Source organism: Nonomuraea sp. NPDC059007 (assembly GCF_042740555.1).
In the GTDB taxonomy this organism is placed as follows: Bacteria; Actinomycetota; Actinomycetes; order Streptosporangiales; family Streptosporangiaceae; genus Nonomuraea.
This window is the reverse complement of the sequence record NZ_JBHYJD010000008.1, coordinates 201,717-217,604: the sequence shown is the minus strand read 5'-3', so window position 1 is coordinate 217,604 and position 15,888 is coordinate 201,717. Positions and strand designations below refer to the sequence as shown.

Genomic DNA, 15,888 nt, shown 5'->3' with positions numbered 1-15,888 from the left:
ACGCCCTAAGAGCTCGTGAGGATGACGAGCTGCTGGGTCGCCCTGGTCATCGCGACATACCGGTCGACGGCCCCTTCGATGCCCTCGCCGAACCTGTCCGGGTCGACGAGGACGACGAGGTCGAACTCCAGACCCTTCGACAGCTCCGGCGTCAGCGAGCGCACCCGCGGCGTCGCCCGGAAGGCAGGGTCGCCGATGACGCAGGCGATCCCGTCCGCGCTCCCGGCGAGCCACGCGTCGAGGATCGGCTGAAGGTCGGAGACCGGTCCGCGCACCACGGGGAGGTCGCCGCGGCGGATGGACGTCGGCACGTTGGCGTCGGGCAGCGCGGCCCGGATGACCGGCTCGGCCTCGGCCATCACCTGCTCCGGCGTACGGTAGTTGACGCTCAGGGAGGCCAGGGTGATCCGGTCGAGCCCGATCCGCTTCAGCCGTTCCTCCCACGACTCGGTGAACCCGTGCCTGGCCTGCGCCCGGTCCCCGACGATGGTGAAGCTGCGCGAGGGGTTCCTGAGCAGCAGCATCTGCCACTCGGCGTCGGTCAGCTCCTGCGCCTCGTCCACGACGACGTGCGCGAACGGCCCGGCCAGCACATCCAGGTCGGTGGGCGGCGGCGCGCCCTCGTCGACCAGCGCGTCCTGAAGGTCCTTTCCGTGCAACATCGTCACCGCGCCCTCGCCGTCGTCATCGGCCTCCAGCAGGCGGTCGATGGCCTCGGCCATGTGGGCGCGCTCGGATTCGGCGGCGGCCTTGCGCCGGCGCTGACGCTTGGCGGCCTCCGGGTCGCCGAGCCGCTGCCGGGCCGCGTCCAGGAGCGGCAGGTCGGACACCGTCCAGGCCTGGGCGTCCTGGCGCCGCAGCGTGCGGATCTCCTCGACGCTGAGCCAGGGCGCGCACAGGCGCAGGTAGGCGGGCACCGTCCACAGGTCTCCCACGAGGTCGGCCGCTTCGAGCAGCGGCCAGGCGCGGTTGAAGACCTCGCGCAGCTCCCTGTTCTGCGTCAGGGACTTGCGCAGCAGGTGCTCGGGGGCATCGCCGTCGTGCCGGTCCACCAGGATCGTGAGCAGTTCCTGCCAGATCTGCTCGCGCGCGTCGTTGTGCGGCGTACCGGGGTCCGGCGCCTCGAACGCCTCGGCCCAGTCCTCGGCGCTCAGCCGGATGTCGGACCAGGGGGTGGTGACCGTCATCGGCTTGGCGGGCGGGTTCTCGTAGAACCTGACGGCCGGCTCGATCGCCGTCACCATCTCGGCCGACGACTTCAGCCGGGCCACTTCCGGGTCGGTCTCGGCCGTCGCCCCCGCCCCTTCGGCGACGAGGTCGCGCAGGGTGCAGGTCTGCACGCCCTCCTCGCCGAGACTCGGCAGTACGTCGGCGACGTACGCCAGATAGGGCTGGTGCGGACCGACGAACAGCACGCCGCCACGGTGGTGGCCGAGACGGGGGTCGGAGTAGAGGAGATAGGCCGAGCGGTGCAGGGCGACGACGGTCTTGCCGGTGCCGGGACCGCCGTCGACGACCAGGGCGCCGCGCGAGCCGGCGCGGATGATGGCGTCCTGGTCGGCCTGGATGGTGCCGAGCACGTCGCGCATCCGCGGCGAGCGGCTGCTGCCCAGGCTGGCGATGAAGGCGGACTGGTCGTCGAGCGCGGCGTGCCCCTCGAATCCGTCCGAGGTGAAGACCTCGTCCCAGTAGTCGCTGATCCGGCCGCGGGTCCAGCGGTACCTGCGCCGGCTGGCCAGCCCCATCGGGTTGCCGTGGGTGGCGCCGAAGAACGGCTCGGCCGCGGGGGAGCGCCAGTCGAGCAGCAACCGGCGGCCGTCGCTGTCGGTCAGGCCGAGGCGGCCGACGTACACGGGCTCGGCGCCGTCCGCGCTCACCATGTGCCCGAGGCACAGGTCCAGGCCGAAGCGGCGCAGCGCGCGCAGGCGGGCCGAGATCCGGTGGATCTCCAGGTCCCGGTCCAGCGCCTGCCGGCCCTTGCCGCCAGGCGACCTGCGCTCGGCGTCCAGGCGGCCGGAAAGCTCGGCGATCGACTGCTCAAGGCTGCGCGCGATGGCCGCGAAGTGCCGCTCGTCGGCGGCGATCAGCGCCGGGCCGGCCTTGGGGGCGAGGTGGGCGGGTAGGTCGAACGCGCTGGTGTTCAGGTGGTTCACGTCCTTCGGTTGCGAATGTGGGCTGGATGGTCGCGCGCGGCTCACGCGGACACGGGCGGCCGTTCCCGGCTCAGCGTGTCGAGCAGGAGTTTGGCGGCCACCTCCGCCCCGTCGGTGCGGATGGTCGCGGCCAGGGCGCCCGCCCGCGCGGCGGTCGCGGGGGCCAGTGCCGTTTCGAGCGCGGCCGTCAGGGAGGAGACGGTGGGTTCGGAGCCGTCGTGCGCGGCGCCGACGCCCAGGGCGGCGACCCGGGCGGCCCAGTGGACCTGGTCGCCCGCCTGGGGGACCACCACCTGGGGCGCGCCGGCCAGGGCGGCGGTCGTCGTGGTGCCGGCGCCGCCGTGGTGCACGACGGCGGCCACCCGCCTGAACAGCGCCTGCTGGTTGACCTCGCCGACGGCGAGGCAGTCGCCCCGGTCGTCGATCGGGGCCAGGCCCGCCCAGCCGCGCCCGATCAGCACACGGCGGCCCAGCGCGCGGATCGCCTCGACGGCCACCCGGGCGGTGCCGGCCCGTACGCCGCGCATGCTGCCGAACCCGACGTACACCGCGGGCGGGCCGGACTCCAGGAACGCCACCAGCTCCGCCGGCAGCGGGCGCTCGTCCGGCAGGATCCACGCGCCGGTGTGCACGACGCCGAGCTCCTCGGTCTCCCGCCATGGGTCGAGGACCGGGTCGGCGGCCAGCCACGGGTGGCCGGTGAAGATGAACGCGCGCACGTCGTCCACCGGCGGCAGGCCGACCGAAGCACGGTGGGCGTTGATTGCCGGGCCGTGCACCGTGTCGAAGCTCTCGGCGTTCAGCTTCCACAGCGCCCGGTTGTCGCTCACGCCCGGCGGGAGCTTCTGGCCGGGCAGCACCTGCGCGGGCGGCGCATGGTGCGGCGTCGGCAGCAGGTACGAGCAGAAGGTCGCGTACCGGTAGGGGATGCCCAGCTTCTCGGCCACCGACCGGGAGGCGAAGTGCGCGAGCCCGGTGGCCACCAGGGCGTCGCTGCCCTCGGCCGCCGCGATGACCGTGTCGTACAGTCCGGCCAGCTGGGACACGCGCCGGGCGGCGTCGGCGGCGGTCGACGGCCGCGTCATCGTGCCCATCGCCGGTCCCAGCGGGATCAGCGGCACGCCGGCACCGGCCAGCAGCTTCGCGAACTCCTCGTCCGGGGGCGCGCACATGCGCACCTCCGCGCCGAGTTCCCGCAGCCGCACGGCGAGTCCCAGCATGGGTTCGACGTCGCCGCGCGAGCCGTACGTCGTCAACAGTACCCGCATTCTGTCCCCCGTTTCCGCAGGTTCTGGCCTCGGCCAGCGAGTATGCGGCATGACGGGGGTCTTGCCGCAAGCCCCCCGGTGCGCTATACGTTGAGAGTGGAAAGGCGCGGGTCTCCCCCTTTCCCTCTCGTCCGCTCCGTCGGACCACCTACTCTTGCCTCACACGGCGCCGCCTCTCGTGGACGAATTTTTCGAATTGACGAGGCCCTTCGAGGCGTGTAATACTGAAGATGCGTTGAGGTTGACAAGCAAAGTAGTTGTGGACTTTCGTTTGCGTTTTAGGGTATGCTGCCGTTTCGCACGACCCTTTGGTGCCCCGCTTTCGCTTAGCGATTGACGGGGCGTCCGGCATGCGTGCGCTCGGATCCATCCGCGCCGCCTCGGAAGGACAACTGTTGGCAGCTTCACGCACCGCTCCACCTCGCCTCTCCTTCGCCCGCATCCAGGAGACCCTCGAAGTCCCCGACCTGCTGGCCATGCAGACCGAATCCTTCGACTGGCTGCTGGGCAACGACAACTGGCGGGCGCGCAAGGACATCACGCCCCAGTCCGGCCTGGAAGAGATCTTCGAAGAGATCAGCCCGATCGAGGACTTCTCGGGGACCATGTCCCTGTCGTTCCGCGACCACCGGTTCGAGCCGCCCAAGCACTCGGTCGAGGAGTGCAAGGACAAGGACATGACGTTCACCGCCCCGCTCTTCGTGACGGCGGAGTTCATCAACAACGCCACCGGCGAGATCAAGAGCCAGACGGTGTTCATGGGCGACTTCCCGCTCATGACGCCGAAGGGCACGTTCATCGTGAACGGCACCGAGCGGGTCATCATCTCCCAGCTCGTCCGTTCTCCCGGCGTCTACTTCCACCGCAGCCTCGACAAGACCTCGGACAAGGACCTGTTCAGCTGCCAGGTGATCCCCTCGCGGGGCGCCTGGCTGGAGTTCGAGATCGACAAGCGCGACAGCGTCGGTGTGCGCATCGACCGCAAGCGCAAGCAGCCCGTCACCGTGCTGCTGAAGGCGCTCGGATGGACCACCGAGCAGATCCTCGAGCGCTTCGGCCAGTACGAGTCGATGCGGGCCACCCTGGAGAAGGACCACACCGCCGGCCAGGATGACGCCCTGCTCGACATCTACCGCAAGCTCCGTCCGGGCGAGCCGCCGACCAAGGAGTCGGCCAAGACCCTGCTGGAGAACCTCTACTTCAACCCCAAGCGCTACGACCTCGCCAAGGTCGGCCGCTACAAGATCAACAAAAAGCTGGGCGTGGACGCGGAGATCACGCAGACCACGCTCACCGAGGACGACCTCGTCGCCACGATCGACTATCTGCTTCGCCTTCACGCGGGGGTTGAAGGCGCGGAGATCGACGACATCGACCACTTCGGCAACCGTCGTCTGCGCACCGTCGGGGAGCTCATCCAGAACCAGGTCCGCCTGGGCCTGGCCCGGATGGAGCGCGTCGTGCGCGAGCGGATGACCACGCAGGACGTCGAGGCGATCACGCCGCAGACCCTGATCAACATCCGCCCGGTCGTGGCCTCGATCAGGGAGTTCTTCGGCACCTCGCAGATGTCGCAGTTCATGGACCAGACCAACCCCCTGGCCGGTCTGGCCAACAGGCGCCGCATGTCCGCGCTGGGCCCCGGCGGCCTGTCGCGGGAGCGGGCGGGTGTGGAGATGCGTGACGTGCATCCCTCCCACTACGGCAGGATGTGCCCGATCGAGACGCCGGAAGGCCCGAACATCGGCCTCATCGGGTACCTGGCGTGCTTCGGCCGGATCAACGCCTTCGGCTTCGTCGAGACGCCCTACCGCAAGGTCGTCGACGGCAAGGTCACCGACCAGATCGACTACCTGACCGCCGACGTGGAGGACCGCTTCGTCAAGGCGCAGGCCAACACGGCGCTCAACGCGGACGGCACCTTCGCCGAGTCGCGGGTCATGGTGCGCACCAAGGGCGGCGAGACCGAACTCGCCCGTGCCGAGGAAGTCGACTACATGGACGTGTCGCCGCACCAGACGGTGTCGGTGGGCACGTCGATGATCCCCTTCCTGGAGCACGACGACGCCAACCGCGCCCTGATGGGGGCGGGGATGCAGCGGCAGGCCGTACCCCTGCTCAGGAGTGAGGCGCCGCTGGTCGGGACCGGCATGGAGTACCGTGCCGCGACCGACAGCGGTGACATGATCACCGCCGCGAAGGCCGGTGTGGTGGAGGAGGTCTCCGCCGACTACGTCACCGTGATGAACGACGACGGCACCCGCACCACCTCCCGGGTGGCCAAGTTCAAGCGTTCCAACCAGGGCACCTCGTTCAACCAGAAGCCCATCGTGGTCGAAGGCGACCGGGTCGAGGTCAACCAGGTGATCGCCGACGGTCCCTGCACCGACCAGGGCGAGATGGCTCTGGGCAAGAACCTGCTCGTGGCGTTCATGCCGTGGGAGGGCCACAACTACGAAGACGCGATCATCCTGTCGCAGCGGCTGGTGCAGGACGACGTCCTGTCCTCGATTCACATCGAGGAGCACGAGGTCGACGCCCGTGACACCAAGCTGGGCCCCGAGGAGATCACCCGGGACATCCCGAACGTCTCCGAGGAGATCCTGGCCGACCTCGACGAGCGCGGCATCATCCGCATCGGCGCCGAGGTCGAGCCCGGCGACATCCTCGTCGGCAAGGTCACGCCGAAGGGCGAGACCGAGCTGACCCCCGAGGAGCGGCTGCTGCGCGCGATCTTCGGCGAGAAGGCCCGCGAGGTGCGCGACACCTCGCTGAAGGTGCCGCACGGCAAGTCCGGCAAGGTCATCGAGGTGCGGGTGTTCTCCCGTGACGAGGGTGACGAGCTTCCCCCCGGTGTCAACGAGCTGGTCCGCGTGTACGTGGCCCAGAAGCGTAAGATCACCGACGGTGACAAGCTCGCCGGCCGCCACGGCAACAAGGGCGTCATCTCCAAGATCCTGCCCGTCGAGGACATGCCGTTCCTCGAGGACGGCACGCCGGTCGACATCATCCTCAACCCGCTGGGCGTGCCCGGCCGGATGAACATCGGGCAGGTCCTGGAGAACCATCTGGGGTGGATCGCCGCCCGCGGCTGGGACATCTCCGGGGTGCGGGAGGCCTGGGCGCAGCGCCTCAGGGAGAAGGGCTTCGAGCGGGTCGAGCCGCGTACCAACGTGGCGACACCGGTCTTCGACGGCGCGAACGAGGAGGAGATCGTCGGCCTGCTCGGGCACACGCTGGAGACCCGTGACGGCGACCGGCTGGTGCGCGAGAGCGGCAAGGCGGTGCTGTTCGACGGCCGTTCGGGGGAGCCGTTCCCCTATCCGATCGCCGTCGGGTACATGTACATCCTGAAGCTGCTGCACCTGGTGGACGACAAGATCCACGCCCGGTCCACCGGCCCGTACTCCATGATCACCCAGCAGCCGCTCGGCGGTAAGGCCCAGTTCGGCGGCCAGCGCTTCGGTGAGATGGAGGTGTGGGCGCTGGAGGCCTACGGCGCGGCGTACGCCCTGCAGGAGCTCCTGACCATCAAGTCCGACGACGTCCTCGGCCGGGTCAAGGTCTACGAGGCCATCGTCAAGGGCGAGAACGTCCCCGAGCCCGGCATTCCGGAGTCCTTCAAGGTGCTCATCAAGGAAATGCAGTCGCTGTGCCTGAACGTCGAGGTGCTCTCCAGCGACGGCATGTCCATCGAGTTGCGCGACACCGACGAGGATGTCTTCCGCGCGGCGGAGGAACTCGGCATCGACCTGGCCCGGCGCCCGAACGAGGGTGCGATGTCGGTCGACGAGATCTGACCCCGGCGTGCCGGTGCCCGCCGCACCGCGGGCACCGGCACGGGTCACGCGGAGATGGTCTCGTGCAGGCGGCGGGCCTCGTACAGGACGAGGCTCGAGCCCTTGCGCGCGGCCATCTCGGCCAGTCCGGTGATCTCGGCCCGCGTGCCCGCGAGCGCGGCCGCCCGTACGCCGACGCCCAGCAGTTCGCCCAGCCCGGCGCGCGGTCGTTCGCCGGGGCCGGGCAGCAGCGGCGGGAGGGCCACGGCGAGCGTGTGCCACACCTCGGTGTGCGCGCCGGTCTCGGTCAGTTCGCCGAGCGAGCCGGTGATCCGCTTGAGCGGGACGAGCCGGTGCCGGAGCAGCTTCGCCAGAGCCCAGCCCAGGTCGCGGGCGGGGAGCTGCCCGCGGGCGGCCAGCGTGCGGGCCGCGCCGAGCGCCGCCGCGCGTCCCGTGTCGCGCCGGTGCCCGAGACCGGCGGCGATCGCGAGGGCGGTGGCCTGGCCCACCGGGCCTTCGCCATGGGCCAGGGTCGCCAGGGCGTCCATCCTGACGTCGTTGGCCTCGGAGAGAAGGGGCATGCAGCGCACGAGGGCGGTGGCCACGATCTCGCGGTGCGACGGCATGATCATCGGCCACCACGCGGCGTCGGGCGGGTAGGAGAGGTAGACGTGGCCGGGCTTGAGCAGCCACGACTCCGCCAGCCATCCGGGCAGGCGCGCGGGCGGTGTGATCGTGGGGCGTAGCCGGCCGGTCCAGGTGTGATCCTCGTGCAGTTGCCAGGTCACGGCGGGGTCCGGCCACCCGCCCGCACGCAGCCAGGTGGCGAGTGTCCGCCCCGCCTCCGTCGGCAGCTTCTCCGCTCGCGTCAGCGACTCGGGGCCGGTGTGGCGGGGCAGCCGCAGCAGCGCCTGCTCGAAGTCGGCGGGCAACGGCTCGCCGTTCCCGAGCGCCTCCATCCGCTCCACCAGGGTCGCGGCGGCGACGTGGCCGGTGGGTTCGGTCGGGGTGGCGAGCAGCGCGGGAACACTCCGCCCGCGTTCGAAGAGCGCGATCACCTCCTCCAGGCGGCGGCGCAGGAGGATCTGGGGCGGCCAGGCGTGGTCGGCGTGGTAGCCGCCCGGCTCGGCCGCCGCCGCGCTCACCTTCCGGCTCCGCTCCGGATCGACCAGCGCCAGCGCGCATCGGGTCAGCAGCGTGTGCACCCCGCGGTGGTGAGTGAGGAAGTGGTCGAACACATCGGGGCCGGAGCCGGACACCACCGGCAGATGCCGCCACCACGCCGGCCGCAGGGCCGCCGCCAGCGCGTCGCGGTCACGGTGGGCCAGCTCGACCAGCCCGGCCAGCACCCGCTCGCACGCGTGCGGCTCCTCCGGCCGGCGGAGCTCCCGCAACGCCACGACCACCTCGCCCGGTGCGTCGATCGGCGGCGCGAGGGCGGGCAGCTCACTCTCGCACGGGACGGCGGCGACGGGTGGCGACTCGCTCGTGCGCGGCTCGGAGGCGAGTCGTGGCTCGGGCTCCGCGCCGGGGCTCGTGCCATAGGCGGCGCTCACCTGCTCGCGCAGGTCGGGGGGCAGCAGGGCGGCGGCCGCGCGGATCGCCTCCCCGGCGGTGTCGTCGGCGTGCGGGGCCAGCGTGAGCGCGAGCCGTACCGCGCGCTCACGCAGCGCTGGGGTGTTCACCTCGAACACCGGAGCCAGCGCCCGCACCCCGCCGCCGCCCCTCGGCGCGGGCGTGCGCGCCAGCCACCGCACGGCGGCCAGCACGAACTTCTTCTCCTGCCGGTACGCCAGCGCCCCCACGGCTTCGGCGAACAGGTCGTCGTCCAGCAGCCCCGCGTCCTCCGCCCGCCCGAGCTCCTCCAGCGCGAGCTGCGCCAGCGGCGGCGACGCCCGCGGCAGCAGGCGGACGAAGTCGACAACGGGCAGCTCGTCCGGCTCCGGTGCCAGCAACCGCCAGAGCCGGACGAACGGGGCGATCTCCTCGGCCGGCCCATCGGCCAGGAACCGTCCCGCGCAGCCGCCGACCAGCGCCGCACGCGCCACCTTGCCCTCGTCGGCCAGTACGGCCAGCTCGGCCAGAATGCTCAGCCCCGAGTTCCACCGCTCGTCCAGCGCCAGCGGACCGGCCACGCCCTGCGCCGTGAACAGGCGCGGCACCATGGAAACGAGCAGCGGATCGCCGTCGAGTCCGCCACGGTTCCAGCGCCGCCGCAGCACCAGCCGCCACACCCAGCCGGCCACGAAGGCGTCGCCGTCCGGCGGCTCGATGCCCGTGTCGGCCACCAGGGCGGCGGTCAGATCCCAGCCGGGCATCCCGTCGTCGTCCCGCCGTGACCTGCCGGTCTGCGGGCGCAGCCCGTCCGCCAGCCGTAAGGCCAGCTCACGACGCCACTCCACGCCACGGCCGCGTAGCACGGACATGATGCGGCGCGCGTCGCGCTCGGCGTTGACGGGGCGGCGCAGTTCCCTGCGGTTCAGCCAGGTGGCCACCTGCCGGGCGCCGGTGAAGCAGGCCGCGCCCGCCAGCCGGTACCCGGGCGCCAGGCCCTCGATCTCCCAGCGCGCCTCCACCCCGCCGCGCAGCTCCTCGGCCAGGTGGGCGGGCAGCTGCACGGCGACCGCGCGCCGCCCCAGGTCGTTCAGCCCGTCCAGGAACCTCGCCAGCTCCTCGTCCTCGCCCGCCTCGATGCGGTCGAGGACCTCCCGCCAGGGGTTCATGCGGGCGCCCCGTCCGCCGGGGCGTTGCGGGCCGTCACCGCGGCCCGTCCCAAACAAGCGATCATGGCCGGGACCCTAACCGCCGTCCCCGACAATCCTCGCTCTACGGCACGTCGATCCAGGCGCCGTCGCGCATGATGTCGCGCTCGGCCAGCTCGTTCACCTCGCGCCAGGCCTGCACCTGGAGCGGGACGATGCGGTAGTAGGGGTAGGAGGCGCCCTGCTTGCGCGGGTCGAAACCGGCCTTGGCGGCGAACGCGTCGCCGACCTCGGCCGGCAGCTCGGCGGACGGGATCACCTCGCGGAGCTCGCCGTGGATCAGGACGACGTCGCGCGTGGTCCCGAGCGCCACCCTGACCCTGCCGGTGGCCTCCATGTACCTGGCCGTCGGGTTCGTCCTGGCCGTGGAGACGAGCATCGCCTCGCCGTCCCACAGGAACGACAGCGGCATCAGGTACGGCAGGCCGGCCGCATCGGCGGTCGCGAACCAGGCGTCGACGTCGCGGTCGAGCCGGTCCAGGGTGTCGCGGATGCGCCGGCCGGGGTCACGGGCTGGAGGATTCACAGAGGTCAGGGTAGCGCGGGCGCACGTGACCGCGTTCTGCACGAGCCGGGCGCACGTACCCGCGCACTCCACGACCCGGGCACGTACGCGTGCCCTTCACGAGTTCGTCAGAGTGCCGGAGTAGGGTCCGATGAGTTACCGACGCGGAAGGGGTCTACATCGTCATGACCACGCACACGCTCACGACTCCCGAGGTCGACCTCGTCTACGACGTCCACGGCCCGCTGCCCACTGCCGACGGACGCCCGCCGCTGTTCCTGATCGGCCAGCCCATGGACGCCAGCGGCTTCAGCTCGCTGGCGGAGCACTCGGCCGAGCGCACGGTGATCACCTACGACCCGCGCGGGCTCGGCCGCAGCACCCGCAAGGACGGCCGGGACGACCACACGCCCACCACGCAGGCCGCCGACGTGCACGCCATCATCGAGGCCCTCGGCGCGGGCCCGGTCGACATGTTCGGCAGCAGCGGCGGCGCGGTGACCGCGCTCGCGCTCGTGGCCGCCTACCCCGGCGACGTCGTCACGCTGGTGGCGCACGAGCCGCCGCTCATCCCGGTGCTGCCCGACGCCGAGGCGGCCGAGCGCGCCAGGGCCGGCGTGCGCGAGGCGTACGAGAAGAACGGCTGGGGCGCCGGGATGGCGGCCTTCATGGTGATGACCGGGTGGAAGGGCGAGTTCACCGACGACTACTTCGCCCAGCCCGCGCCGGATCCGGCCGCGTTCGGGATGCCGGCCGGGGACGACGGCACGCGCGACGACCCGCTGCTGTCCGACCGGTCCTGGGCGGTCAGCAGCTACCGGCCCGACACCGGCGCGCTCGCCGCGGCCCCGACGCGAATCGTGGTCGCCGTGGGGGAGGAGTCGGCGGACGTCTTCACCGGACGCACCGCGGTGGCGACGGCCGAACTGCTCGGCCAGGAGGTCACGGTCTTCCCCAGCCACCACGGCGGCTTCCTCGGCGGCGAGTTCGGCTACGCCGGGCAGCCGGAGGCCTTCGCCCGCAAGCTGCGCGAGGTCCTCAACGGCTGAGCGTCGAGCCGGCGGGGGCGATTGTCCGACACCTGCTGATATCGGCGCCCGAGGCCGGGCGCCTACAGTCGGCCGGTATGGAGGATCATCCCATGACGCCGCGGGTGAGCTACGGCACGTTCGACTTCGGCCTGACCGCCGAGCAGGAGGAGCGTGCCGCCCGCCTGCACCGCGACAGCATCATCTGCGACCTGCTGTACCAAGGGCCGTACTCGCCGGACGCCTGGACCCGGGAGATGATCGACGACATCGACGCCCAGGGCTCGGACGACCTGTGGCAGGCGTTCCGCTACATCGCCGACCGCATCACCTCCGGCACGCTGCCCGGCTTCCGTGAGCTGGTCGGACAGTCGGGGATCATCAACAACATGGGCGGCTGCCTGCTGAAGGACAAGGAGTCGCTGCGGGACTACGGCGACTTCCTCGACCGGCAGTTGGAGACGTTCCCGTGGATACGGCGGGCGCGGACGGCCGGCGACATCCGGGCGGCCAAGCGGGACGGCGGGCAGGTCGTCTGGGGCATCTGCCAGATCACCCAGCTGCGGCCAGGCGACCTCGACGTCATCGACCTGGCCCACGACATGGGCGTGCTGCACATCGCCGACTGCGCGTACAACGTGATGACCTACATCGGGACGGGGTGCACCGAGCGTTACGACGCCGGGCTGAGCCGGTTCGGCCTGGAGTTCGTGCGCCGCTGCAACGAGGTCGGCGTCATCGTCGACACCGCCCACTCCGGCAGGCAGACGACACTGGACGCCTGCGCGGCCTCGGCCGCACCGGTGATCGCCTCGCACACCTCGGCGGCGGCGCTCTTCCCGCACGATCGCGCCAAGAGCGATGAGGAGATCCGGGCGATCGCCGCCTCCGGCGGGGTGATCGGCGTGTACGTCGTGCCGTTCTTCCTCGCGCCGCCCGGCGACACCGGCGCCTCGATCGAGCTGGTGCTCGACCACATGGACTACGTGGCCGAGCTGGTGGGCTGGCAGCACGTGGCGATCGGCACGGACTGGCCGATGGCGCTTCCGCACCACGTCCAGCACCGCGCGTTCTCCGGCAAGCTGGAGGAGTTCGGCTTCCGTGAGGAGCACGCGATCGACGTGACGCAGACCCTGGCCGGGTTCCGCGACTACCGGGACATGGTCAACATCACGCGCGGGCTGGTCTCGCGCGGCTACGGGGACGAGCAGATCCGCGGCATCCTGGGCGAGAACTTCCTGCGGGTGTTCGAAGCGGTGAACGGCTGAGCCCTTGCCTAGAATCGGAGGCCGCTCACCGATTCGAGGAGGCCGGGATGGTGGAGGCGGACTGGCACGAGCATCGCCCCGCGATCTTCGGGGCGGCCTACCGGATCCTCGGCACCGTCGCCGAGGCCGAGGACGTGACGCAGGAGGTCTGGCTGCGCGCCGCCGCCGCGGACCTGTCCGAGGTGCGGGATCTGCGGGCCTGGCTGGTGACCGTGTCCGCCAGGACGTCGTACAACGTGTTGAAGTCGGCGCGGGTCCGGCGCGAGTCCTACGTGGGCCCCTGGCTGCCGGAACCGCTGCTCACCGGCCCCGACGCCGCCGCCCAGGTGCTGGTCGACGAGTCGGTGGGCACCGCGATGCTGGTGGTCATGGAGACGCTCACGCCGGCCGAACGGGTCGCGCTGGTGCTGCACGACGTCTTCGACTTCCCCTTCGACCAGGTCGCCGGGGTGCTCGGGAACACGGCCGCCGCCAGCCGTAAGCTCGCCTCCCGCGCCAGGGCGCGGGTCGCCGCGGCCGAGGAGCCGCCCCGGGCGTCCAAGGCCGAGGTCGAGCGGGTGCTCAAGGCGTTCAAGGCGGCCGCCGACGCGGGGGACATGGCCGGGCTCATCGAACTGCTGGACCCCGAGGCCGTCTACGTCGGCGACGGCGGCGGCAAGGTGACCGCGGCCCGCCGGCCGCTCCAGGGCGCCGAGCTCATCGCCATGCTGGCCGTGCGCACGATCGAGATCCTGCGCCCCGACGCGTACCGGATCATCGAGGTGAACGGCGGGCCGGCCATGGCCACCTACGTGGGCGGGAAACTGGTCTGGGTCGACACCGTGGAGGTCGCCGGCGGGCGGATCACGGCGTTCAGGAGACTGGCCAATCCCGAAAAACTCGCCCACCTCGGTCACATCTGAACCCGCTGTCTTGTCTCCCTGCCGAAACCCCCGTTCCCGGGGGTGAAAGCTGAGAGAGGACGGGACGATGGCGCACGTTGTGATCATCGGAGGTGGCTTCGCGGGCGTGTGGAGCGCGGCGGGAGCGGCGCTGGCCCGCGCGGACGCGGACCTGCGCATCACGCTCATCGCGCCGAACGAGCACCTGGTGCTGCGGCCGCGCCTGTACGAGCCGGAGCCGGACCTGGCCAAGGTGGAGCTGAGCAGGGTTCTCGGGCCGATCGGGGTCGAGCACGTGCGGGCCACGGTGCGCACGATCGACACCGGCCGCCGCGTCGTGGTGGCCGACGGCGTGGAGATCGGCTACGACCGCCTGGTGCTGGCGGCGGGCAGCAAGCTCGTGCGGCCCCGGGACCTACCGGGCGCGGAACGGCTCTTCGACATCGACACCCTGGACGGCGCCCGGCGGCTGACCGATCATCTGCGGGGGATCGAGGACTACTCGGTCGTGGTCGCCGGCGCCGGTTTCGTCGGGCTGGAGGCGGCGACCGCGCTGGCCGCGCGCGGCAGGGTGCTGCTGGTGGACCGGTCGGAGGTGGTCGGGCACCAGCTCGGCCCCGGCCCGCGCGCGCACATCGAGGCGGCGCTGGACGAACTGGGCGTGGAACGCCGGCTCGCGACCACGGTGACGGAGGTCGGCGACGGGTACGCGCTGCTGTCCGACGGGACCAAGGTCGCGGCGGACGCGGTGGTCTGGTCCGTCGGGCTGCGCGCCAGCGAGCTCACCCGGCAGGTCTCCGGCGAACTCGACCACCTCGGCCGGGTGCCGGTGGACCGCGAGCTGCGCGCGCTGCCCGAGGTGTTCGCCGCCGGTGACACGGCCGCGGCGCCGTTCGACGCCGGGCACACGGTCATGCAGGCCTGCCAGCACGCCGTCCCGCTCGGCAAGGTCGCCGGGTACAACGCGGCGGCCGACCTGCTCGGCCGGCCGCCGCGCGACTTCACGCCGGCTCCCTATGTCACGTGCCTGGCCCTGGGCGGGGCCGGCGGGGTGTTCACCCGGGGCTGGGACCGCAAGGTGATGGCCTCGGGCGCCGCGGGCGCGGAGGTCAAGCGGCGGATCAACGAGTACATCCACCCGCCGGTCGACGACGCCGGGCTGATCCTCGCCGCCGCCGACCAGGTCTACGAGGCCCTCCCCTTCTTCCCCCGGGAGGAGGAGGCCGCCTGACCTTCCACCCCGGTGCGGCGGCCCGCCGCACCGGGGTTTATGGGGTGCCCGAGCGGCAGGTGGGCGTGGTGTGGAACTGGACGGACGCGCCGGAACCGTCGGAGATCACGGCGCGGATGTCGTACCGGAACGTGGGCTGGCAGCCGATGCCCACGAAGGAGCGGTTGTCGAAGGACGGGATGGCGTTGCCGTTGACGAACCAGCGGATGGCGACCGGCGCGACCGCGCCGCTGAAGTGGACCTCGCAGAGGAAGCGCCGGGCGATGGCCTCGCAGCCGGCGCTGTCGAGGGTCAGGGCCATCGCGCTCGCCGACTGAGTCGTCGAGGCGGAAGTGGCGGAAGCGGCGGAGGCGGCGGAGGTGAGCGCGCCCGGCGCCGTGAGCAGGCCGGCCGCCAGCAGGGCCGGTAGTGCGATTTTGTACGACTTACGCATTCCAATCTCCTTTTGGGTGATCGGTTCTCGTGTGGCGACGGGATGGCCCGTCCAACCCCTTGCTTCGCTGGGTCGGGGGTCGCGGATGAAGGGGCGGCCTCAGTGTAGAGATCCAGAGGGGCCGCCGGGTGGTTTCCCGCTGCGCGTACGGGACGCCGGCCGTACGCGATCTGAACTGGATGGCCAGAGCTTCCCCGAGCAGTCCGGCGCCGATGGACAGCGGCATGCACGTGGCCTCGGCGTGCATCCCCGCCGCCACGGCCACCATGCTCCCCGCCAGGCTGACGGCCAGGCGCATCCCGTGGCCGACCGGCGGCTGGCGCTGGCCGTGCCCACTGGGAGTACCACCTGCTGAGAGAGGGCCTCCCGTGGACCACCTACCTGGACGACGAGGAAGCGTTGAGCGGCGAGCTGATCGCGCGGTTGCGGGCTTCCGGCGCGCCCGAGCATCTGTCGCACGTGGTGCGTCTGATCGGCCTGCCCTGGCAGGAACGTGCGCTGGACCCGTACTGGGCTGACCGGGGGTTCTGACCGGCGGCTCGGGTGTGTGGCACGAGGGGACGGCGGAGTTTCGTCGGGT

The 15,888-nt window shown here is 71.7% G+C and carries 11 protein-coding genes; 6 read left to right on the top strand and 5 right to left on the bottom strand.

Annotated elements, in window-relative coordinates:
• Nucleotides 1-5 precede the first annotated feature (5 nt).
• Both helR and ACFWY5_RS15675 read right to left on the bottom strand, forming a co-directional pair.
• Entirely contained in the window at nt 6-2,153 is a 2,148-nt protein-coding gene (gene helR, locus ACFWY5_RS15680) for an RNA polymerase recycling motor ATPase HelR (RefSeq protein WP_379632498.1), read from the bottom strand.
• A gap of 41 nt (nt 2,154-2,194) precedes the next feature.
• Nucleotides 2,195-3,421, bottom strand: coding sequence for a glycosyltransferase (locus ACFWY5_RS15675; RefSeq protein WP_379632496.1), 1,227 nt, complete (start codon nt 3,419-3,421; stop codon nt 2,195-2,197).
• A gap of 476 nt (nt 3,422-3,897) precedes the next feature.
• Here ACFWY5_RS15675 and ACFWY5_RS15670 point away from each other — a divergent pair, with 476 nt between their 5' ends.
• A complete protein-coding gene (locus ACFWY5_RS15670) occupies nt 3,898-7,221 on the top strand; it encodes a DNA-directed RNA polymerase subunit beta (protein WP_379632657.1) in 3,324 nt (1,107 codons plus the stop codon).
• Between the two features lie 44 nt (nt 7,222-7,265).
• On the opposite strand, the gene ACFWY5_RS15665 is transcribed toward ACFWY5_RS15670, so the two are convergent.
• Nucleotides 7,266-9,923, bottom strand: coding sequence for a DUF6493 family protein (locus tag ACFWY5_RS15665; protein ID WP_379632494.1), 2,658 nt, complete (start codon nt 9,921-9,923; stop codon nt 7,266-7,268).
• A 103-nt stretch (nt 9,924-10,026) separates the two neighbouring features.
• Complete coding sequence (locus tag ACFWY5_RS15660) at nt 10,027-10,488, bottom strand: pyridoxamine 5'-phosphate oxidase family protein (protein ID WP_379619865.1); 462 nt, start codon at nt 10,486-10,488, stop codon at nt 10,027-10,029.
• A 164-nt stretch (nt 10,489-10,652) separates the two neighbouring features.
• On the opposite strand from ACFWY5_RS15660, the gene ACFWY5_RS15655 reads away from it, so the two are divergent.
• The 4 genes from ACFWY5_RS15655 (at nt 10,653) to ACFWY5_RS15640 (ending at nt 14,875) form a co-directional block, all read left to right on the top strand.
• On the top strand, nt 10,653-11,516 hold the full coding sequence (locus ACFWY5_RS15655) for an alpha/beta fold hydrolase (protein ID WP_379632492.1): 864 nt from the start codon (nt 10,653-10,655) through the stop codon (nt 11,514-11,516).
• A 77-nt stretch (nt 11,517-11,593) separates the two neighbouring features.
• A complete protein-coding gene (locus ACFWY5_RS15650; protein ID WP_379632490.1) occupies nt 11,594-12,763 on the top strand; it encodes a dipeptidase in 1,170 nt (389 codons plus the stop codon).
• A 47-nt stretch (nt 12,764-12,810) separates the two neighbouring features.
• Entirely contained in the window at nt 12,811-13,665 is an 855-nt protein-coding gene (gene sigJ / locus ACFWY5_RS15645; protein WP_379619861.1) for an RNA polymerase sigma factor SigJ, read from the top strand.
• 67 nt (nt 13,666-13,732) lie between these two features.
• Nucleotides 13,733-14,875 carry an NAD(P)/FAD-dependent oxidoreductase gene (locus ACFWY5_RS15640; RefSeq protein WP_379632488.1) on the top strand — a complete coding sequence of 381 codons (1,143 nt, stop codon included), beginning with the start codon at nt 13,733-13,735 and terminating at the stop codon, nt 14,873-14,875.
• A 37-nt stretch (nt 14,876-14,912) separates the two neighbouring features.
• Here ACFWY5_RS15640 and ACFWY5_RS15635 read toward each other — a convergent pair whose 3' ends face one another.
• On the bottom strand, nt 14,913-15,308 hold the full coding sequence (locus ACFWY5_RS15635; RefSeq protein WP_379632486.1) for a hypothetical protein: 396 nt from the start codon (nt 15,306-15,308) through the stop codon (nt 14,913-14,915).
• A 399-nt stretch (nt 15,309-15,707) separates the two neighbouring features.
• Here ACFWY5_RS15635 and ACFWY5_RS15630 point away from each other — a divergent pair, with 399 nt between their 5' ends.
• Entirely contained in the window at nt 15,708-15,839 is a 132-nt protein-coding gene (locus ACFWY5_RS15630; RefSeq protein ID WP_379632484.1) for a hypothetical protein, read from the top strand.
• The last annotated feature ends 49 nt before the right edge of the window (nt 15,840-15,888 follow it).